This is a genomic window from Mycobacterium sp. NGS29 (genome assembly GCF_059812965.1).
Window position 1 is genome coordinate 465,418 of sequence record NZ_JCALDR010000002.1, and the last position, 20,126, is coordinate 485,543.

At 66.0% G+C, this 20,126-nt stretch carries 17 protein-coding genes; 7 read left to right on the plus strand and 10 right to left on the minus strand.

Annotated elements, in window-relative coordinates:
- Nucleotides 1-32 precede the first annotated feature (32 nt).
- Entirely contained in the window at nt 33-1,604 is a 1,572-nt protein-coding gene (locus AC5Y5Z_RS04715) for an FAD/NAD(P)-binding protein (RefSeq protein WP_473139770.1), read from the plus strand.
- Nucleotides 1,601-2,383: a class I SAM-dependent methyltransferase gene (locus tag AC5Y5Z_RS04720; protein WP_473139769.1), complete on the plus strand. Its 783-nt coding sequence runs from the start codon at nt 1,601-1,603 to the stop codon at nt 2,381-2,383. Before AC5Y5Z_RS04715 ends, AC5Y5Z_RS04720 begins: the two co-directional genes overlap by 4 nt.
- A gap of 12 nt (nt 2,384-2,395) precedes the next feature.
- On the opposite strand, the gene AC5Y5Z_RS04725 is transcribed toward AC5Y5Z_RS04720, so the two are convergent.
- The 4 genes from AC5Y5Z_RS04725 to AC5Y5Z_RS04740 all read right to left on the minus strand — a co-directional run bounded on the left by AC5Y5Z_RS04725 (nt 2,396) and on the right by AC5Y5Z_RS04740 (nt 7,918).
- Nucleotides 2,396-3,397: a glycosyltransferase gene (locus AC5Y5Z_RS04725; protein ID WP_499923655.1), complete on the minus strand. Its 1,002-nt coding sequence runs from the start codon at nt 3,395-3,397 to the stop codon at nt 2,396-2,398.
- Nucleotides 3,390-4,586, minus strand: a complete 1,197-nt coding sequence (locus tag AC5Y5Z_RS04730; RefSeq protein ID WP_499923683.1) for a DegT/DnrJ/EryC1/StrS family aminotransferase — start codon at nt 4,584-4,586, stop codon at nt 3,390-3,392. Before AC5Y5Z_RS04730 ends, AC5Y5Z_RS04725 begins: the two co-directional genes overlap by 8 nt.
- 207 nt (nt 4,587-4,793) lie before the next feature.
- Nucleotides 4,794-7,166 (minus strand): glycoside hydrolase family 65 protein, encoded by a 2,373-nt coding sequence (locus AC5Y5Z_RS04735; RefSeq protein WP_463825918.1) that lies wholly within the window; start codon nt 7,164-7,166, stop codon nt 4,794-4,796.
- A complete protein-coding gene (locus tag AC5Y5Z_RS04740) occupies nt 7,163-7,918 on the minus strand; it encodes a beta-phosphoglucomutase family hydrolase (RefSeq protein ID WP_463825919.1) in 756 nt (251 codons plus the stop codon). Before AC5Y5Z_RS04740 ends, AC5Y5Z_RS04735 begins: the two co-directional genes overlap by 4 nt.
- A gap of 118 nt (nt 7,919-8,036) precedes the next feature.
- On the opposite strand from AC5Y5Z_RS04740, the gene guaA reads away from it, so the two are divergent.
- From guaA to AC5Y5Z_RS04755, 3 genes are all read left to right on the plus strand, one after another.
- The gene (guaA, locus tag AC5Y5Z_RS04745) at nt 8,037-9,641 is read left to right on the plus strand and encodes a glutamine-hydrolyzing GMP synthase (protein ID WP_499923684.1); all 1,605 of its coding nucleotides are present in this window, start codon (nt 8,037-8,039) and stop codon (nt 9,639-9,641) included.
- 143 nt (nt 9,642-9,784) lie between these two features.
- Nucleotides 9,785-10,417, plus strand: a complete 633-nt coding sequence (gene imuA', locus AC5Y5Z_RS04750; protein ID WP_473139766.1) for a DnaE2-dependent mutagenesis accessory factor ImuA' — start codon at nt 9,785-9,787, stop codon at nt 10,415-10,417.
- 37 nt (nt 10,418-10,454) lie between these two features.
- Nucleotides 10,455-11,987 (plus strand): DNA polymerase Y family protein, encoded by a 1,533-nt coding sequence (locus AC5Y5Z_RS04755; protein ID WP_499923685.1) that lies wholly within the window; start codon nt 10,455-10,457, stop codon nt 11,985-11,987.
- A gap of 112 nt (nt 11,988-12,099) precedes the next feature.
- Here the strand turns inward: AC5Y5Z_RS04755 and AC5Y5Z_RS04760 are convergent, their stop codons facing one another.
- The 3 genes from AC5Y5Z_RS04760 to AC5Y5Z_RS04770 all read right to left on the minus strand — a co-directional run bounded on the left by AC5Y5Z_RS04760 (nt 12,100) and on the right by AC5Y5Z_RS04770 (nt 14,074).
- Nucleotides 12,100-12,438 (minus strand): WhiB family transcriptional regulator, encoded by a 339-nt coding sequence (locus AC5Y5Z_RS04760; protein WP_463825921.1) that lies wholly within the window; start codon nt 12,436-12,438, stop codon nt 12,100-12,102.
- Nucleotides 12,439-12,692: 254 nt separating this feature from the next.
- Complete coding sequence (locus tag AC5Y5Z_RS04765; RefSeq protein ID WP_463825922.1) at nt 12,693-13,058, minus strand: hypothetical protein; 366 nt, start codon at nt 13,056-13,058, stop codon at nt 12,693-12,695.
- Entirely contained in the window at nt 13,055-14,074 is a 1,020-nt protein-coding gene (locus AC5Y5Z_RS04770) for a nucleoside hydrolase (RefSeq protein ID WP_499923656.1), read from the minus strand. Before AC5Y5Z_RS04770 ends, AC5Y5Z_RS04765 begins: the two co-directional genes overlap by 4 nt.
- A 14-nt stretch (nt 14,075-14,088) precedes the next feature.
- On the opposite strand from AC5Y5Z_RS04770, the gene cmaA1 reads away from it, so the two are divergent.
- Nucleotides 14,089-14,952: a cyclopropane mycolic acid synthase CmaA1 gene (gene cmaA1 / locus AC5Y5Z_RS04775; protein WP_499923657.1), complete on the plus strand. Its 864-nt coding sequence runs from the start codon at nt 14,089-14,091 to the stop codon at nt 14,950-14,952.
- Here cmaA1 and AC5Y5Z_RS04780 read toward each other — a convergent pair whose 3' ends face one another.
- On the minus strand, nt 14,953-16,962 hold the full coding sequence (locus AC5Y5Z_RS04780; protein WP_499923658.1) for an SDR family oxidoreductase: 2,010 nt from the start codon (nt 16,960-16,962) through the stop codon (nt 14,953-14,955).
- 45 nt (nt 16,963-17,007) lie between these two features.
- Nucleotides 17,008-17,721, minus strand: a complete 714-nt coding sequence (locus tag AC5Y5Z_RS04785) for a histidine phosphatase family protein (protein WP_463825926.1) — start codon at nt 17,719-17,721, stop codon at nt 17,008-17,010.
- A 102-nt stretch (nt 17,722-17,823) separates the two neighbouring features.
- Between AC5Y5Z_RS04785 and AC5Y5Z_RS04790 the strand changes: the two genes are divergently transcribed.
- Nucleotides 17,824-18,708, plus strand: a complete 885-nt coding sequence (locus AC5Y5Z_RS04790; RefSeq protein ID WP_473139763.1) for a MaoC family dehydratase — start codon at nt 17,824-17,826, stop codon at nt 18,706-18,708.
- Here the strand turns inward: AC5Y5Z_RS04790 and AC5Y5Z_RS04795 are convergent.
- Complete coding sequence (locus AC5Y5Z_RS04795; RefSeq protein WP_463825928.1) at nt 18,698-20,101, minus strand: APC family permease; 1,404 nt, start codon at nt 20,099-20,101, stop codon at nt 18,698-18,700. The genes AC5Y5Z_RS04790 and AC5Y5Z_RS04795 overlap by 11 nt on opposite strands.
- Between the last annotated feature and the right edge of the window lie 25 nt (nt 20,102-20,126).

A 20,126-nucleotide genomic window follows, 5' to 3' on the forward strand; every position in this document is an offset into this window, starting at 1 on the left:
GCCGGTCGCTGTCAGGGATAGGGGTGGATTGCATGCCGCACACCGTCGACATGGTGTTCGTCGGCAGTGGGATCGCCTGCTCCATGACCCTGCTGGAAATGGCACAGGGCCTGCTGGACGGTCCGCCACCCCCCGCCAGGCTGCGCATAGCAGTGATCGAACGTGACCAACAGCTGTGGTGCGGAATCCCGTACGGGCGGCGCACCAGCGTTCGCTCGCTCGCCATCCAGCAGCTGGATGAGTTCATCGCCGAGCCGGAGCGTTCGGCGTACATCGCGTGGCTGCAATCCAACAAGTCGCGCTGGCTGAGCGCGTTTTGCGCCGACGGAGGCGATGCGGCGAAACGCTGGTTGCGCGACAACGGCGAAGCTGTGGAAGCCAACCGATGGGGCGAGCTCTATCTGCCCCGGCATGTCTTCGGCGTGTTCATCGCCGAGCAGGTCGAACGTGCCATCGCCGCGCTGGATGAGCGCGGACTGGCCGTGGTGGAAACCGTCCGCGCCGAAGCGGTCGGTATCCGGTCTGTGGACGGCCGCTACCGGGTCGAGCTGAACCCCCTCGGGCACGGTCCGGCCCGGCTCGAGGCCGACCGAGTGGTGTTAGCGACCGGCAGCCCGTTGACCAGGACGATCGTTGGTTGCGACGCCAACCAGCCGTTCACTTACATCAACGACCTCTACCTTCCCGATGAGGACGCCACGCTGCTGCGGGTGCGAGAAGCTCTCGATGGCGTCGAAGTGCCCGCGCAGCGCAACGTGTTGATCGTGGGGTCGAATGCCACGTCGCTCGAGGCCCTCTACCTGATGCGCCACGATGCGTCCATCCGCGAACGGGTCAGCTCCATCACCGTGATCTCCCGCTCCGGCGTGCTGCCCTACCAGATCTGCGATGGGTCAACAGACTTCGACTTTGCGCAACTGAACGCACTGTTGTCGGAACAAGTCGTTACCGCGGCGGAGCTGATGGGTGCGATCAGCGCGGATCTGGCGACGGCGGCGGCAAGGTCAATGAACCTGGCCGATCTCTACCACGGCGTGGACGCCTTGCTGGTGCAGGCTTTGACGAAGATGGACGCGATGCAGCAGGAAGAATTCTTCTGTGTGCACGGGATGAACTACACCAAGCTGGTGCGACGGGCGGGGCGCGATTGTCGAATGGCCGCAACGGAATTGGCCGCTGCCGGACAGCTGGCCATGCTCGCCGGGGAAGTGTTGCGGGTCGATGCGCGCGCCGCCGGCCGGGCCGTCGTGCGTTATCGGGACGCCGACGGCGAGCACACCCACCCTGTGGAGTTCGCCGTGGTGGTCAATTGCGGTGGCTTCGAGGAACTCGACAGCTGTTCCTCACCCTTGCTTGTCAGTGCGATGCAGAACGGGATCTGCCGGCCCAACCGCACCAACCGCGGCGTGCTCGTCAACGACGATTTCGAGGCCGCACAGAACTTCTACGTCATCGGCCCGTTGATCGGCGGCAACTTCAACCCCAGGCTCCGCTTCTGGCATGTGGAAAGTGCACCCCGGATCCGTTCGTTGGCGAAATCGTTGGCCGCTGTGCTGCTCGCGTCGCTGCGCGCGGCTGCCGATCTGGCGGACTCACTGGTGTGAGCAGAGCACACGACGTTGGACGGGTCATCCGCGGACTGCTGTACCGGGGACCCGGCGAATGCAACCTGTGTGGGGCGCGGGTCCGGTTCACCAGCATCAGCCGCCAACTTGGCCGAACGCTGGCCGAATACGAATTCAGTTATGCCTTAGACGATTTCGAGACCCTTAATCACCGCGACTACCTCTGCCCGCTGTGTGGTGCGTCTGATCGCGACCGGCTCTACAAACTGTACGTCGACCGCTTCCTGCAGCCTGATGGGCTGAGGCGGATCGTCGACTTCGCCCCTGCGCCTTCGTTGTCGGCCTACTTGCGCGGTCGCTCCGACCTGCAGTATCGCACCGCAGACCTGATGATGTCGGACGTGGATGATGTCGTTGACATCATGGACATGACGGCCTATGTGGAGGGCGAATTCGATTTTTTCATCTGTTCGCATGTCCTCGAACATGTTCCGGACGATGGCCGCGCCCTGGCTGAGCTCTACCGGATCCTTGCGCCCGGTGGCCGGGGCATCGTGATGACGCCGGTGCTGCCCGACGGCAGCTTTGACGAGGATCCCACGGTAAGCGACGAACGGGAGCGATGGCGCCGCTTCGCCCAGGGCGACCACCTGCGTCTCTACGACCGATCAACGCTGTGCGCCCGAATTCGCCGCTGCGGCTTCGAGCTATCGGAGCTCGACCGCAACACCTTCGGCGATGAGACCTTCGCTCGACACGGTTTGGCGCTCAGCTCCGTGCTCTACGTGGTGCGAAAGCCGGCGATCGCCACCCGCTGACGGCGGTGCGGGTCAGCGAACAGTACGTCGCCGCGGGTTGATGCGGGCAGAGTAAGTGCGCGCATTCTTCTGCAACAGGGCCAAATTGTTCTGCAGTCTGTGCTCGATTCGCCTCAACGGCGTGTGATTCCAACGGTGTTGAAAAGACAGCATGGCTAACCGCGGGTGGTTGGCGATGGATTCCAGGAGAACGGCGCGCCCCGCGTCGCCCGGCACTCTTGCCATTTCGGCAAAAATGATGTCGGCGACTCGGCCAATGATCTGTTCGTACACGCGGTTGTCGGGAAACAGATCGAGCATTGCCTCCACCGTCGCCGCCATGCCCCGGCCACGCGTCTCCCAGAATTGCTGACGGTTGCGGTCGGCGTCGTACCAAATACCTTGGGAATGGCGCCGATACACCGCCATAGTCTCGGGCAGCATCGCGATCTCGCCGTCGAGCGCGTGCAGTACGTGCAGATACCAGTCGATCGGCATGATGTCACGCGGCAGGTGGTAGTCATCTCGGCGGCGGTACATCACCGAGTTGGTCTGGATGAAATTTCCCGCCAGCAGCGCGCCCATGCTCAGGTTGCGACGTCGAAGCAGTGGCGGAAAGACTGAATCCGGCGTTTCGTCGTCGTGGATGACCAGCACCGGATGGAAGCAGACAGATACTTCTGGATGCAGGTCGAGGAAGGAGGCCTGTTTGGTGACTTTCTGCGGGTCAGTCCAGAAGTCGTCACCCTCGCACAGTGCGAGGTATTCGCCCCGCGCGGCTGACAGAGTTTGCGCGAAGTTCGCGTGGATCCCGATGTTCTCCGGTCGAAGGATCGGCCGAATAAGGTCAGGGTAGCGGTCGGCGTATTCCTGAATGATTGCCGGAGTCGCGTCCGTAGAGGCGTCGTCGGCAACAATGACTTCTATGGGGAAATCGGCCTTTTGAGCGACGAAGCCGTCGAGCGCCTCGCGAATGTACGCTTCGTGATTGTAGGTGACCGACACCACGCTGACTTTGGGGATCACCTCAGCCACCGTGCGTCAGTCCTTCCTGGGCGGCTGCGATCACCCGCGCAACATCGTTGTCGGCCATGTAGTCGTGGACCGGCAACGACACGATTCGCGAACAGACGTCCGCGGTGACCGGTAGCTCTGTCGACGCGACCAGTTCGGCGTTCTGCACGAAATACGGATGCAGGTGTTGCGGCGGGTTGTAGTAGTCGCGCGCCCGAATCGCATACCTGCGCATGCTCGCCATGACGGCATGTTTCTGATCGGCGGACTCGCAGCAGGCGCTGGCGAAACAAAGGGCGGACGCCTCGGCGTTCTGCTGGAACTGCATGCCGAGGTGATCGAGTTCGGAGCGATAACTCTGCAGGACCTCGCGCCGACTCTGCAGCCGGTGGTCGAGCCCGACGAGTTGGCGCAATCCGATCGCAGCGCTGATCTCCTGCAGCTTGGCGTTGATCCCGAGTTGGCCGGACTTTCGCGCCTTGCCGAAACCGAAGTTCTGAAAGTTGTACGCCTGCTCGACGATTCGCGGGTCGCGGGATACCAGTGCCCCGCCTTCACCGACCGCGAACGGTTTGGTGGCGTGCAGCGAAAAGATTTCGCAGGAGCCGCGTCCGCCGACAGAGGTGCCGTCCGGGTAGGCGGATCCGAGTCCGGCGGCCGAGTCGATGACCATCGGGAGGTCCCACTCCCCGGCGAGCGCTTCCCACGCGCCGACGTGTGGGTTTCCGACGCCGAACACGTTGGCCAGCACGATTCCCGCGATTTTGTCGCGGTGGCGTTCGAGCACCGCGTGTGCCGAGCGCGTGCACGGTTGCCAGGTCTGGGGGTCGATGTCGATGAACCAGGGACGGTAGCCGGTCCACAGTGCGGACTGGGCCACCCCCACAAAGGTGAATGACGGCATCAGCACATAACGCTCTTGGGTGCCCGGCCCGAAAGTCAGGTGCATGGCGGCGATCAGTGCCATGGTGCCGTTCGCCAGCGTTGCGACGTGCAGGTCGGGGCCGAGGTAGTCGCCCAGGGCGCGGGCAAACTGCTGCTCCTTGGGGCCGAAATTGGTGTACCAGTTGGCGTGGGCGATCTGTTCGAAATCCTCGGCAAGTTCGGCCGGTCCCGGAAAGCTGGGACGGATGAAGGGGATTTCGGGCAGCCCGGAGTCCGCCCGCGGAGTCGATCCGGAGCGGGGGCCCGCGGCGCGGGCTGCAGACAACCGGGTCAGCACCAAGCCGTGAAACGTGCGTATTCGTGAGTATGCAGATGTCAAGTCGTCTACCAGACAGGTTCGGGTCAGGCGCAAGAAATCGATCGATTTGAGGCTAGCCTAACCTATTGCTGGCTGTCACATCGCAGTATCAGACTGAGGCCAAACGCATACGTTTGGAATGGAATATGGCCGGTTGAGACTACCGGCATGAGGCTACGTCGTTGCGGTCCTGGTCAGCGACCGCCGGTGCAGCGGCTCCCGGCCCGGCGGCTGCGGCGGCGGGGGCAGCAGCGCTTCACGCTCGCGCACCGGGAAGGTTTTGGTCTCTTCGGTACTCAGGGTGACGTCCTCGCCGGCGTGTTGGATCTTCAGCTCGGAGTGCGGCCCGTCGCGCAACGTGTAGGTGACATTCTCGTGGTCGGCATCCACGGTCACCCGAAAACCTTTCCAGCGCAACCGGAATCGCAGTCGCGAGATGCCGTCGGGTAGCTGGGGGTCCAGCGACATCACGCCCTCGTCGTCGCGCAACCCGCCGAAACCGATGACCAGCGCCATCCACGCGCCGGCCAACGACGCCATGTGCAGGCCGTCACGGGTGTTCTGGTGCAGGTCGCGCAGGTCGATCAGAGCGGCCTCGTAGGCATAGTCGTGCGCCAGTTCCAGGTGCCCGACCTCTGCGCACATCACCGCCTGCGTGCAGGCCGACAACGACGAATCGCGCACGGTGCGGCGCTCGTAGTAGTCGACGTTGCGGGCTTTCTGCTCTGCGGTGAAAGCGTGGCTCTGCCACTGCATGGCCAGCACCAGGTCGGCCTGTTTGATCACCTGAGCGGGGTAGATCTTGACGTAGGCCTCGTGCAGCAGCAACGGGTAGGTGGCGTTTTCCTCGAAGTCCCATTCGGCGAAAGTGGTGAAACCTTCGCACTGCTGGTGCACGCCCAGTTCCTCGTCGTACGGGATGTGCACGGAATCTGCGGCATCGCGCCAGGTCGCCATTTCTTCGGTGGTGACCCCCATTCCGGCCGACTTGTCCGGGTGGCGCTTGGCGGCGTCGGCGGCGATGCGCAGGTTGTTGGCCGCCATCAGGTTGGTGAACACGTTGTCGCGCACAATCGCGGTGTACTCATCGGGACCCGTGACCCCGTCCAGGTGCCAGACGCCGTTGCGATCGTGGTGTCCCAACGACATCCACAGCCGGGCGGTCTCGATCAGCACCGCCAGCCCGCATTCCTCTTCGAGCGCGTCATCGCCGGTGACCACGCGGTAGCGCTCGAACGCCATCGCGATGTCGGCGTTGATGTGCCAGGCGGCCGTGCCGGCCGGCCAATACGCCGAACACTCCTGACCGCGGATGGTCCGCCACGGGAAGGCGGCGCCGTTCAGGCCGAGTTCGGCCGCGCGCTCCTTGGCCAGGTCCAATGTGGAGGCCCGCCACCGCAGTGCGTCGGCGACGGCGTGCGGGACGGTATAGGTGAGCACCGGCAACACGAAAGCCTCTGTGTCCCAGAAGGCGTGGCCGTCGTAACCCGTGCCGGTGAGCCCCTTGCTGGGGATGGCGCGTCGCTCGGCGCGAGCAGCGGACTGCAGGATGTGGAACATCCCGAACCGCACCGCCTGCTGACTTTCCGGGTCGCCCTCGACCTCCACGTCGGCGGCGTCCCAGAACAGGTCCAGGTAGGCGCGCTGGCCGTCGGCCAGGCCCTCCCAGCCGCTGTAGCGGGCGCTGGTCAGCGCCGCGGCGGCCTGATCGCGCAGCGCCGGCCGGGAGCGCAGGCTGGACCAGCCGTAGGCGAGGTACTTGATGATGCGCAGCTTCTGCCCGGGCCGCAGACCGCAGATGATGGTGACCCGGGCCAGGTCGGCGCGGGCGTCGGTGGTGATCTCGTACCGTCCCTCGACCTCGACTTCGTGGTCCATCGCCGCGGCCATCATTAGCGCGCTGCTGCGCGTCCGGTGCATGAGAATTGCTCTGCAGTCTTTACTTTCGTGATCGACCGCCTCCAACGGGTTTTCCAGGATGGCCGCCACCCGCGGGTCGTCGGAAGTCTGCGGCTGGTCCTCGTTGGTGACCAGTTCGGACTGCACCGTCACCCGGGAGAAGTCGTCGATCGCCTCGACAACGTATTCGATGGCGGCGACGCTGCGGTGCACCAGCGACACCAGCCGGGTGGAGGTCACCTTGACCTGTTTCCCGGTGGGGGAGCGCCAGTGCGCGTAGCGGACCATCGTGCCGGCGCGTAGGTCGAGAACCCTTTCGTGGTCCAGTAATTCGCCGTAGCGGACGTCGAAGGGCTCGTCGTCGACCATCAGCCGGATGATCTTGCCGTTGGTGACGTCGACGACGGTCTGGCCGCCCTCGGGGTATCCGTATCCCGCCTCGGCGTAGGGCAGCGGACGGATTTCGTAGAACGAGTTCAGGTACGTGCCCGGCAAACCGTAGGGCTCGCCTTCGTCGAGGTTGCCGCGTAATCCGATGTGCCCGTTGGACAATGCGAACACCGACTCCGACTGGGCAAGCAGGTTCAGATTGAGCTGGGTCTCGCGAATCTGCCACGGCTCGACGGGAAATGCTTCCTCGGAGATCATGACTGCGCCCCCTCGTCGTCGAGAAGTTCCGCGAGGTCGGACACCACCACGTCCGCGCCGTTCTGGCGCAACTCCTCGGCCTGGCCCACCCGGTCCACGCCCACCACGATGCCGAAGTTACCGGCCCGGCCGGCCTGTACCCCGGAGATCGCATCCTCGAACACCGCCGCAGCCTCCGGCTCGACGTCGAGCAACTCGGCTCCGCGCAGATAGGGATCCGGGGCCGGCTTGCCGGTGATGTTCTCCTCACGCAGGGTCACGCCGTCCACCCGTTGCTGCACGAACTGATCCAGCCCGGTGATCTCCAGCACGTCGCGGGTGTTGGCGCTCGATGACACCACCGCGATGGCCAGCCCCGCCTCGCAGACAGCCTCCAGATAACGACGCGAGCCCTCGAACACCTTCACCCCGTCGTCGTGCAGCACCTTCTGGAACATGTCGTTCTTTCTGGTGCCCAGGCCGTACACCGTGTCGGCCTCGCCGGAATCGTCGGGATCACCGTCGGGCAGTTCGATGTCGCGACTCTCGAGAAATGACCGCACTCCGTCTTCGCGCTTCTTACCGTCCACGTACTCGCGGTAATCGGACTCCGGATCGAACGGCACGAACTCGCCCCCGTCGCGTTCGGCCCGTTCGGACAGGAAAGCGTCGAACATTTCCTTCCAGGCCTTGGTGTGCACGCCGGCGGTGTCAGTGAGCACCCCGTCGAGGTCGAACAGACACGCGCGCACCTTATCGGGCAGACCCAGCACGGGGGATCCTCACTTTCGCAGGAGTTCGGCGCTACCAGTTCACAGGTTGTCGCGCAATTCCGGTAGGTCTTTGCCGTTTTCGTTGCCTTTCGGTGCCTACCCAAGCGCCACCGAATTCATGCCTGCGGGTGCCGGCTATGAGCAGACACTAAACTCGGTGCCCGTGGAATCAGCCTCGCCGCGGCCCGTACTGGTAGTCGACTTCGGCGCACAATATGCCCAGTTGATCGCGCGCCGGATCCGGGAAGCGCGGGTGTTCTCCGAGGTGGTTCCGCACACCGCCGCGATCGAGGAGATCCGGGCGCGCGATCCGCTGGCGCTGGTGCTCTCCGGCGGGCCGTCCAGTGTCTACGTCGAGGGGGCTCCGCAACTGGATCCCGCGCTGTTCGACCTGGGCCTGCCGGTGTTCGGAATCTGTTACGGGTTCCAGGCGATGGCGGCCGCCCTGGGTGGCACGGTCGCTCAGACCGGCACCAGCGAGTTCGGCCGCACCGAGTTGAAAGTTCTTGGCGGCCAGCTACATTCGGATCTTCCTCCGGTTCAGCCGGTCTGGATGAGCCATGGTGACGCGGTGACGGAGGCGCCGGCCGGATTCGACGTGGTGGCCAGCAGCGCGGGAGCGGCGGTGGCCGCGTTCGAGTCACCCGAACGGCGCCTGGCCGGGGTGCAGTACCACCCGGAAGTGATGCACACCCCGCACGGACAACAGGTGCTCAACCGGTTCCTGCACGAATTCGCCGGGATCGGCTCGGAGTGGACCCCGGCCAACATCGCCAACGCGTTGGTCGAACAGGTGCAAGCGCAGATCGGCGACGGCCATGCGATCTGCGGGTTGTCCGGCGGAGTGGATTCCGCGGTGGCCGCCGCACTGGTGCAACGCGCCATCGGCGACCGACTGACATGTGTGTTCGTCGACCACGGATTGCTGCGGTCCGGTGAGCGCGCGCAGGTGGAACGCGATTTCGTCGCCGCCACCGGGGCCAATCTGGTCACCGTCGACGCGGCGCAGACCTTCCTGGAGGCGTTATCGGGCGTGCACAACCCCGAAGGCAAACGCAAGATCATCGGTCGCCAGTTCATCCGGGCCTTCGAAGGCGCGGTACTCGACGTTGTCAAGGAAGAGGACGCCGAGGTCGAGTTCCTGGTGCAGGGGACGCTGTATCCCGACGTGGTGGAATCCGGCGGCGGCAGCGGCACCGCGAACATCAAAAGTCACCACAACGTCGGTGGGCTGCCCGACGATCTGAAGTTCACGCTCGTCGAACCGTTGCGACTGCTGTTCAAGGACGAAGTGCGCGCGGTCGGGCGGGAATTGGGGCTGCCGGAGGAAATCGTTGCACGCCAACCCTTTCCGGGTCCGGGGCTGGGGATCCGGATCGTCGGGGAGGTCACCGCCGGGCGGTTGGAGACGCTGCGGCGGGCCGACCTCATCGTGCGCGAGGAGCTGACCGCGGCGGGCCTGGACAACCAGATCTGGCAGTGCCCGGTGGTGTTGCTGGCCGACGTCCGGTCGGTGGGCGTGCAGGGCGACGGACGCACCTATGGTCACCCGATCGTGCTGCGGCCGGTGTCCAGCGAGGACGCCATGACCGCGGACTGGACCCGGGTGCCCTACGAGGTGCTCGAGCGTATCTCGACCCGGATCACCAACGAGGTCCGCGAGGTCAATCGGGTGGTGCTGGACGTCACCAGCAAGCCGCCGGGCACCATCGAGTGGGAATAGTCAGCCTCATAACGCGCCAGCAGCCACACCAGCAACGCGCGCATAAAGCAGCCTCTTGCGTTGCTTGACGCTTGTCGGAGGGCCGGTGTTTACTCAGCATCATCGAACATATTTTCGAATGATCGAGTGTCTGGAGGCTGGTCATGTCCGCGGCTTTGGCCTCTGCCCATCCTCCGGAAAACCGGGCTGAACAGCTACAACAGCTGCGTCAGAAGATAGCCGCGCTGTCCGGTAAGCACACCGCCGCGGCGGACGAAGTGGTGCCCACCGGGCCGGCGCTGGTACCGCGGGGAACGGTGGCGGTGTTGTCCGGAGCGCGATCGTTGTTGCTGCGCATGGTGGCCGCGGTGACGGCGGACGGGGGCAACGCGGTGATCGTCGGCCAGCCCGATATCGGGTTGCTGGCCGCGGTGGAGATGGGGGCGGACCTGAGCCGGCTGGCGGTGATACCGGATCCCGGCAGCGATCCGGTGGAGGTGGCCGCGGTGCTGATCGACGGCATGGATCTGGTGGTGCTGGGGCTGGGCGGGCGCCGGGTGACCCGGACCCGGGCCCGGGCGGTGGTGGCCCGCGCCCGGCACAAAGGATGCACGGTGCTGGTCACCGATGGCGACTGGGAAGGCGCGTCGACGCGGCTGGAGGCCCGGGTCTGCGGGTACGACATCACTACGCCTTCCGGGACGGGCAAGCCCACCCCCGGCTTCGGGCGCATCAGCGGTGTGCGGCTGCAGGTGTGCACCGGGGGGCGCACGATCGGCCGATCGCGAACCGGGTGAGTTCGTGGTTGCCTCTCGGGTGTTGGCGATCTGGTGCATGGACTGGCCCGCCGTCGCAGCGGCGGCCGCCGCGGGTCAGCCGGTGACGGCTCCGGTCGCGGTCACCTTGGCCAACCGGGTGATCGCCTGTTCGGCGACGGCCCGGGCCGTTGGTGTGCGGCGCGGGCTGCGGCGCCGGGAAGCGGCGGCCAGGTGTCCACAACTCCACCTCGCGGCCGCCGACGCCGATCGCGACGCCCGGTTCTTCGAAGGAGTGATCGCCGCGGTGGACGATCTGGTGCCGCGGGCCGAGGTGCTGCGGCCCGGGCTCCTGGTGTTGCCGGTGCGCGGGGCGGCCAGGTTCTTCGGGTCCGAGCAGCTGGCGGCCGAGAAGTTGGTCGACGCGGTGGCCGCGGCCGGGGCGGAGTGTCAGGTCGGGATCGCCGACGGGTTGTCCACCGCGGTCTTCGCCGCGCGGGCGGGCCGGGTGGTGCCGCCGGGAGACGATGCACGGTTCTTGTCGGTGTTGTCGATCCGCCAGCTGGCCACTGAGCCCAGCTTGTCCGGTCCGGGCCGGGACGAACTCGCGGATCTGTTATGGCGGATGGGAATTCACACCATCGGTCAGTTCGCCGCGCTGTCCCGCACCGACGTGGCGTCCCGGTTCGGAGCCGACGCGGTGAGCGCGCACCGGTTCGCCCGTGGTGAACCGGAACGCGGCCCTTCCGGTCGCGAGCCGGCGGCAGAACTCGACGCCGAGCTGGACTGCGACCCGCCGATCGACCGCGTCGACGCCGCGGCCTTCGCCGGACGCTCGCTGGCCGCCACCCTGCATCAGGCACTGCTGGCCGCCGGAGTGGGGTGCACCCGGCTGGCCATTCACGCCGTCACCGCCTCCGGTGAGGAACTGACCCGGGTGTGGCGGTGCGCCGAGCCGTTGACCGAGGAGGCCACCGCCGACCGGGTGCGCTGGCAACTGGACGGGTGGTTGAGCCATCGGCGCGGTCGGCCGTTGGACGCGCCGGTGACAATGCTCCGACTGCAGGCGGTCGAGGTGGTCTCGGCCGAGGCGCTGCAACTGCCGCTGTGGGGTGGCCTGGGGGAGGAAGACCGGCTGCGGGCCCGCCGGGCGCTGGTGCGGGTTCAGGGTCTGCTCGGCCCGGAAGCGGTGCAGGTGCCGGTGTTGTCCGGTGGGCGGGGGCCGGCCGAACGGGTCACGCTGACCCCCTTGGGTGACGAGCCGGTGCCGCAGGCGGACCCCGACCGGCCCTGGCCCGGTCAACTGCCTGATCCGGCCCCGGCGGTACTGCTCGACGACCCGGTGGAACTACTCGACGAACACGGCACTCCGATCCGGGTGACCAGCCGGGGAATGTTCTCCGCCGATCCTTCGCAACTGAGCATCAAAGGCCGCGAGGACCGGCTGCGCTGGTGGGCCGGCCCCTGGTCGGTTGACGAGCGGTGGTGGGACGACCGGCCCGGGCAGGGGGGAGGCCGCATCGCACGCGCCCAGGTGCTGTTGGAGAGCGAACGTGCGCTGTTGCTGTGCTATCGGCAGCGCATGTGGTACCTGGAGGGAATCTACGAGTGAACAATTTGACGGCGGTCCAATGAGAATCCGTTATCAACCCGGTAGACCAGCGGAAATACCCTCGCTGTAACAAAAAAGTAATGATGGACCCGCGGAGCGTGAGCCCGGGTGCTCAGCCGACCGAGCGCGTCCTGCGCTTGTTCAGGAAAGCCGACCACGACACCACGTCGGGGTTCTCCTTGAGCAGTGCCCGCCGCTGGCGCTCGGTCATGCCACCCCACACGCCGAACTCGACTTTGTTGTCCAGCGCGTCCGCCCCGCACTGCTGCAGCACCGGGCAGTGCCGGCAGATGGCCGCGGCCTGGCGTTGCGCCGCCCCGGTCACGAAGAGTTCGTCCGGATCCTTTGTCCTGCACAGACCCTTCGATACCCAGGCCCGGTCCCCGGCGTCCTCGGCACTGCTCACCGCGACAAGGTTCAGCCGCCGAGCGGCCGGACGTGTTCCTGACACGAATGGTCCCCTTAAACTCCCGGCCGCGATTCGCGACCGCCTCCCTTGGGTGCAGATCGGCACTGTGACCTGTGCGTCGATGCAAAATCCTGTCACGCGTGATCTGAATCTCACCGTGCTTATAAGGTAAGGGGCGCGTACCAATTGCGCAACAATTCAACAAGACTTTTTGGGACGCAGGTACCATACTGTTAGTATGAAACGTCCGCTGCCACTTGAACTATTGGTCTGTTTGAGCCGGAAGCTGCGCGAGCTCACGGACACCAGGGCGGGATCGGACAGAAGTTCAGGCCCGGCGGCCACGGCGGCGGCGCCGGCGGGTTCTCGCCGTCCCAAATGTTCTGCGCCACGTTCCCCTGACCGGAGTAGACGTAGTAGTAGGTGTGGCAGATGCTCTCGTCCCATATCACCGGGTTCACCCGGCGATTGCCGGTCTGGACCGGGGGGTCGCCGGGGCACCAGCGGCACGGACCCTCAGGATGGTCTTCCGGACAACCCGGCCAGGAATTCAGTGGCACCGGGACGGCGGGGGTGGCCCCGGCGCTGACGGGGTCTGCCACTGCCGAGACGTTGCCGGCCAGCAGCACTGTGGTGGCCAGTCCCACGATCAGTTTCTTCATGGTGCATCGCCGCCCTCTCGGTACGTCCCCGTGGCCGCGACGTTACGGAGCCGTCCTTGGAACATTCTTGGGACGGACCCGCCGCCTTCGGTCCCGGGCCGAAACGGTGCCACCCGGGCGATGAGCCGCTCGAAGAACACCGCCGGATTGACCCGAATGCCGATCCGCGCGTTGGGTTTACGAGCACCGGTCCAGTCTGCGGTGGGCACGTCCGCGAAGTCCACCGTGGCGGTCCGGGTTTCGATCAATGCCGGGTCCAGCGCCACCGCCGCAGCCAGCGGATCATGCATGTAGGCCAGGTAGCCCACCCCGCGGTCGCGGTGGACCTCGAAGTAGAACCGCATCGCATCCTGGAGGAAGCGATGAACCGCAGCAGGTCCCGATAAAGCGGCCAGGAGCTGCGGGGTCATTGCGACCTGGCGGGTCACGTTCAGGCCGCACACGATGGGCAGCCGCTGGTAGGCCCCGAAGGCCGCGAACACCTCGGCCGCCGCCGTCGGGTCCACCCGGGAGTTCCATTCCGGCTCCGGTTCCCGGCTGTCCGGCGGGTACGAGCCGCCCATGATCACCAGGCGCCGCAGCAGTGTCGGCAGCTCCGGTTCGGCGCGCAGCGCCAGCGCCAGGTTGGTCAACGGTGCGGTGGCCAGGCCGATCAGCTCCCCGCGGTGGGCGCGGGCAGCGCGCACCCACGCGGTGGCCGCGTCGTAATCGGTGACCCGGCCACCGGCGGGCGGCAGCTCGGCATGCCCTAAACCCTTGGGCCCGTGGCCCTCCCGGCGAACAGGCAACGGACCGCTCAGTGGCTGATCGGCACCCCGCGACACCGGTACCTCGGCGGCGCCGCACATTTCGAGCAGGCCGAGGTTGTTCGCGCACACCTGGTCCACCGCGACATTGCCTGCCGTCGAGGCGATGCCGACCAGCGTGGCGTCCGGACTGGCCAACAGATAGATCAGGGCGAGGGCGTCGTCGATACCGGTGTCCACGTCGGCGAACACGGTGTGCACCGGCGTCACGATACGCTGACCTGATGCCTGACGAATTAGCGCCGCACTTCGACGATGTGCAGGCCCACTACGACCTGTCCGACGACTTCTTCCGGTTGTTTTTAGACCCCACCCAGACCTACAGCTGCGCGTACTTCGAGCGCGCGGACATGACGCTGGAAGAGGCGCAGCTGGCCAAGATCGACCTCGCGTTGGGCAAACTGGGGTTGCAGCCCGGCATGACACTGCTCGACGTCGGCTGCGGGTGGGGAGCCACCATGATGCGTGCGGTGCAGCAGTACGACGTCAATGTCGTCGGCCTCACTCTGAGCAGGAACCAGGCCAATCACGTCGAGAACCTGTTCGCGGCATCGGACAGCCCGCGTTCCAAACGTGTTCTGTTGCAAGGCTGGGAGCAGTTCGACGAACCCGTCGACCGCATCGTCAGCATCGGTGCGTTCGAGCACTTCGGCCACGAACGCTACGACGCGTTCTTCACCCTGGCGCACCGCATCCTGCCCGACGACGGAATCATGTTGCTGCACACCATCACCGGGCTGCACCCGTTAGAGATGAAGGAACGCGGCATGCCGTTGACCTTCGAATTCGCCCGCTTCGTCAAATTCATCGTCACCGATATCTTTCCGGGTGGGCGGCTGCCGTCGATACCGATGGTGCAGGAGCGGGCCACCGCCAACGGCTTCACCGTGACCCGCGTGCAATCGCTGCAACCGCACTACGCGAAAACTCTCGACATCTGGTCGGCCGCACTCGAAGCCCACAAGGATGAAGCCATCGCGCTGCAGTCCGAGGAAGTCTACGAGCGTTACATCAAATATCTGACCGGGTGTGCGGAGATGTTCCGCATCGGCTACATCGACGTCAATCAGTTCACGTGTCAGAAGTGACTACCAGTGCACTCCCGGCACTAGTCGCACCGCCCGCCTGACCGGCTTGGGCACGCCCACGGTCTTGAGGGCCCGCACCGGGCGAGTCGGCCGCCGGCGGGTCGAAGACCGTTGCGGCACCGGCTTTTCCGGAGGGTCGATGCCGCGGGCCGCGGCGGAATCCGGGTAGCCCAGGTACAGCTGGTGCAGGATGCGCCGTGCGGTGCGCGGGGCGAAGTAGTTGCCGGCTTCGGCCAGGGTGCCAATCGGGGTGTCGATCCGGCTCGGCTTCTCGACGAGACCGCGAACCACCATCGCCGCCGCGCGCTCGGGGCTGATCGCGCGCGTCGGGTTCAGCCGCTGCGACGGCGCGATCATCGGGGTCCTGACCAGCGGCATGTGGATGTTGGTGAACGTGATGTGGTCCGAGAGTGTCTCTGTCGCAACGACTTCGGAGAACGCGTCGAGCGCGGCCTTGCTGGGCAGGTAGGAGCTGTACTTGGGGCTGCGGGCCTGCACTCCGGCGCTGGACACGTTGACCACGTGACCGAATCGGCGTTCGCGCCAGTGCGGGAGCAGCGCCAGCACCATCCGGACCGCGCCGAAGTAGTTGACCGCCATCACCCGTTCGTAGTCGTGCAGCCGGTCGGTGGAATTGACCACCGAACGCCGGATCGACCGGCCGGCATTGTTGACCAGGTAGTCGACGTGGTCGAAGCGGCCCAGGATGTCCTTGACGGTGGCGTCGACCGACGCCGAATCGGTGACGTCGCAGGCGAAGGCGTACGCCTGGCCACCCTGGGCGCGGATTTCGGCGATCAGTTCATCGAGGGCTTCGCCGTTGCGGGCCAAGGCGAACACGGTCGCGCCCCGCTCGGCGACGGCGATGGCCGAGGCCCGGCCGATGCCGCTGGACGCTCCGGTGATGATGACGTGCCGGCCGGACAGCGGCGCGTGCGGATCGGTGCGACGCGCCCGGTCCGGATCGAGATTCGCTGCCCAGTACCGCCACAGGGCGGGGGCGTAGGCGGAAAACTCGGGCACTTGAATTCCGCTGCCCTGCAACGCCTTCTGGGTTTCGTCGCTGACGAAGGTGGGGGCCAGGTCGACCACGTCGAGGACTTCGCCGGGAATCCCCAGCTGGGTGGCGGCCATGTTGCGTAGCACCCTGGCACGCCCGGTCGCCCGGAGTACCGAGGTGCCCACCGAGCGGGGCAGTGATCCACGCAGCGGTGGCAGCCCGGCCGCGCGTGCGATCCCGCGATAGATGCCCCGCAGACCGATGGTGGTGGGTGCGGTCAGGTGGAAGGTCTGCTGATCCCGGTCGTCGGCGTGCAGGAGCGCGACGAGTGCGTCGACCACGTAATCGACGGGCACGATGTTGGTGCGGCCGGTGTCGGGCAGCATCAGCGGAGTGAACGACGGCAGCACGGCCAGCTTCGCCAGGACGCCGAAGAAGTAGTACGGCCCGTCGACCTTGTCCATCTCGCCGGTGCGGGAATCGCCGACCACCACCGCCGGTCGGTAGATCCGGTACCGCAGCCCGGGGGTCGCCCGTACCAGCGCCTCAGCCTCGAACTTGGTCTGGTGATATGGGGTCGGCAGCTGCTGGCCGACGTCGAAGTCGTCCTCGGTGTACTCGCCGCGGAAATCACCGGCCACCGCGATCGACGACACGTGGTGCAGGGTGGCGTCGAGTCGCTGAGCCAGCGCGATCACGGCGCGGGTGCCTTCGACGTTAGCGGCGCGCTGCTCGGCCTCGCCCGCGGTGATGTCGTAGACGGCCGCGCAGTGCACCAAGTGCTCGACCCGGCCCAGTTCGGTGACGACCTGATCGGCGAGATTTAGTTCAGGCAGCTCGCCCACCAGCGGTTTCACCCGTTCACCCCACTCCTGGGTGAGCCGCTCGAAGCGGCCGAGCGACTGACGCCGCACCAATACCCACACCTGCGCATCGGGGTGCTGGTCCAACAATCGGGAAACGACGCGGCGCCCGATAAACCCGGTACCGCCGGTAACGACATACCGCATGCAGCCCATCGTGGCGGCACCGGCCGCCCGCGTCAACCGTGCGGGTCAGGTGAAACTGCGCACACCGTCCCAGTCCACCAGCTTCCAGCCGGTGACCGGGTTACCGGTGATGACGACCCGCCCGAGGTTGGGCAGCGGATGGTTGTTGAACAACGTGGTCTTGGGGTTCTTGACGTTCATCAACGTCCAGGCCATGATCGCGGTCCCCTGCGAGAACACGACGGGCTTGCTGTGACCGCTGTCGTAGATCTTGCGCACCGCGCCGGTGAACTCCGAATTGAACTTGGTGCCGCTGATCGAGCCGGGGATGCTGTTCTCCGCGTCGCCTTCGACCCAGCGCACCGGCGCCAACAGGTAGGTGGACGCGGCCATCGACTCGGGCTTGCCGTTGAACCAACCGGCGCTGATGGACTGCAGGCCGCGCAGGATCTCGGCCTGCTTGTTCAGCTCACTGGCCAGCGGCGCCGCGGTCTGCTGGTCCGCGGCCATCGGGGAGGTGTAGATCCAGTCGAAGTCGGTGCGCCCGACCTGATGGGCGAGCTGCTGGGCCTGCGCCTTGCCCTCGGCGGTGAGACTGGGACCGGGCTCTGTGGTGTCGATGATCCCGTCGGCGTTGGCCTGCGACTGGGCATTGCGAATGAAAGTCACGGTGATGTTGCGGGCCTGCGGGCCGCCGCCACCGCATGCTCCGAGGAGTACCGCCGCCACGAGCACGGCTACGACTTTGGGGGCCTGCCCGATCAGGGTGCGCTTCGCCATGGCGATAGCCTGCCCTGCCGACACCGTCGGTGGGAAGGGTTTGCAAGGCTTAGGTCACAGAAATGACGTGATTTAGTGATTTCGGGATGGACAGGAGTCTGCATGGCGATCGACCCCAGCGCGGTCGGAGCGACGACCGAGCCCCAATTGTTCGAGTGGACCGACCGGGACACGCTGCTCTACGCACTCGGTGTCGGCGCCGGAATCGACGAACTACCCTTCACGACCGAGAACAGCCACGACATTCCGCAGCAGGTGCTGCCGACCTATGCGGTGATCTGCTGCCCGGCCTTCGGGGCGGCCGGCAAAGTCGGCAGCTTCAACTGGGCGATGTTGCTGCACGGTTCCCAGTCGGTGCGGTTGCATGCGCCGCTGCCGCCGGCCGGGAAGCTGTCGGTGACCAGCGAGGTCGTCGACATTCAGGACAAAGGTGAAGGCAAGAACGCTGTTCTGATGTTGCGCGGCGTGGGCAAGGATCCCGACAGCGGGACGCTGGTCGCCGAGACGCTGACCAACCTGGTCATCCGCGGCGAAGGCGGCTTCGGCGGCGAGAAAGGGGAACGACCGGCCGCCCCGCAGTTCCCCGACCGCGAGCCCGACGCTCGGGTCGACCTGCCCACCCGCGAGGACCAGGCGCTGATCTACCGGCTCTCCGGGGACCGTAACCCGCTGCACAGCGACCCGTGGTTCGCCACCAACCTGGCCGGCTTCCCCCGGCCGATCCTGCACGGGCTGTGCACCTACGGAGTGTCGGGCCGCGCGCTGGTCGCCGAACTGGGCGGCGGCGTCGCCGCCAACATCACCTCGATCGCCGCGCGGTTCACCAAGCCGGTGTTTCCCGGCGAGACGCTGTCCACCCTGATCTGGAAGACCGAACCGGGCAAGGCGTTGTTCCGCACCGAGGCTCTCGGGGCGGATTGGACCGATGGACCCGCCGCCCGGCTGGTGCTCGATGACGGTGAGGTCGAATACGCGTCTAACGCCTGACGCCGCGGTAGTAGTGGACATAGGCGGCGGCCGGCACCACCACGAACGTGAGCACGATCAACGCGATCGAGAAATAGTTGGCGCCGCCCTGCGCGGTGAGGAACAGGGTGCGGTAGTCGAAGGACACCGCCAACGCGACCGAGATCACCACCGCCGCCACCGGTAACACCCTGTCGGTGAACCGGTTTCGTTTCACCTTCGAGTGTCGTACGGTGTCTCGCGCCAGCGCGATCAGCGCGATCGGAACGACGATGAACTGGACGAAGCGGGCGATCACCGCCAGGCCGGTCAGGTTCTCGATGTCAAAGCGCAGCGCGAGGGGAAACGCCAGCGCCAGGGCCGCGGTGATCCCGAACGCAAGCATCGGGACGCCGAAGCGGTTCTTTCTCGACAGGCGCGCCGGCAGCGTCCGGGTGGCCGACAGCGCGGTCCACAGCCGCGGCGCGCCGAACGAGGCGGCGACATTGATGCCGAACATCGACACCAGGGCGCCGAGGGTGACCACCGTCCGGAAGGCGTCGTTGCCGATGGCCGCGGCCAGTTTCACCGTGTCGGTGGAATGCACGACCCGGTCCGATCCCAACAGCATCGCCACCGTCACCGCCAGCACATAGACGGTGCCGACCGTGAGGATCGAAATCGGGATGGCGCGGGGGAGGTTGCGGTCCGGTTCGTGCATCTCCTCGGCGGCGTTGGCGATCGATTCGAAACCGGTGAATGCATACAGGGCGGCCATCACCGCCAGGATCAATCCTGACACCGTGCTCTGGCCGATCTCGATGAACCCGAACAACGCGTAGGGTGCTGGCGCGAAGACCTCCGGCTGGCCCGCGGTGGCGTAGTTGTTGACGCCACCCGCAACGACGATCCAGAGCCCGCCGAGGATGAAGATCGTCAGCGCAAACACCTTGCCGACCGTGGAGATCCCGTTGGCCCATTCGATGGCCCGGTTGCCGAACAGGTTGATGAGCAGCAACACCAGCATGAAAATGAGGAACGTCAACGTCTTGACGCTGAACAGTTGACTGTCGTTAGCCCAATTTTCATGGGGGAAAACCACTTTCAGCAGTGTCGCGACGAACAACGACGCCAGGACGCCCCAGGCTATGGATGCCACCACGGCATGGGTGACGCCGACGTAGATGCCGATCCGCTGCCCGAAGGCGGCTGTGGTGTAGGCGTAGGACGCGCCGTTGGTTTTGACGTAACGGGCAGCCGTGGCGAAGACGACCGCCATTACCCCGACGAACAGACCGGCCAGCAGGTAGGCCAGCGGCGCCAACGGTCCCGCGAGCCGGATCACCGCGCCCGGAGTCAGGAAGATGCCGGCTCCGATGATCGCGTTGATCCCGAGCATGACAATGCTCCAGAAGCCGAGCTTGCTGATGCCCACCCTCCCTGTTCCTACGACACTGACC